Origin of the sequence: Vibrio sp. 10N.286.52.F8, from assembly GCF_041468745.1 — a bacterium.
In the GTDB taxonomy this organism is placed as follows: domain Bacteria; phylum Pseudomonadota; class Gammaproteobacteria; order Enterobacterales; family Vibrionaceae; genus Vibrio; species Vibrio crassostreae_C.
On sequence record NZ_JBFRJF010000084.1, the window covers coordinates 1 to 471 of the forward strand.

At 49.5% G+C, this 471-nt stretch carries 4 tRNA genes; all 4 read right to left on the bottom strand.

The features are described from left to right. Positions 1–3: 3 nt before the first annotated feature. Positions 4–79 (bottom strand) — tRNA-Ala (locus tag AB4133_RS22020). 25 nt (positions 80–104) lie between these two features. After that, positions 105–180 (bottom strand) — tRNA-Val (locus tag AB4133_RS22025). A 25-nt stretch (positions 181–205) separates the two neighbouring features. Then, positions 206–281 (bottom strand) — tRNA-Lys (locus tag AB4133_RS22030). Between the two features lie 20 nt (positions 282–301). Next, a tRNA-Glu gene (locus tag AB4133_RS22035) sits at positions 302–377 on the bottom strand. Positions 378–471 lie beyond the last annotated feature (94 nt).

The window sequence follows — 471 nt, forward strand, 5'->3', positions numbered from 1 at the left end:
GAATGGTGGAGCTATGCGGGATCGAACCGCAGACCTCCTGCGTGCAAGGCAGGCGCTCTCCCAGCTGAGCTATAGCCCCATATTTTTATTTCCTTGGGAGGAAATGGTGGGCGATACCGGGCTCGAACCAGTGACCCCCTGCTTGTAAGGCAGGTGCTCTCCCAACTGAGCTAATCGCCCCAAATTTTATTTCCTTGGGAGGAAATGGTGGGTCGTGCAGGATTCGAACCTGCGACCAATTGATTAAAAGTCAACTGCTCTACCAACTGAGCTAACGACCCTTTTTACTTCTTGAAGGAAGTGGTATCCCGTAGGGGAGTCGAACCCCTGTTACCGCCGTGAAAGGGCGGTGTCCTAGGCCTCTAGACGAACGGGACACTGCAATTTATCTCTACTTTAAAAGTAGAAACAAATTTCGAAGAACTTGGGAGTTCTTCATCTCTTTGCTTTTCTAAACCTAATCAATCTGTG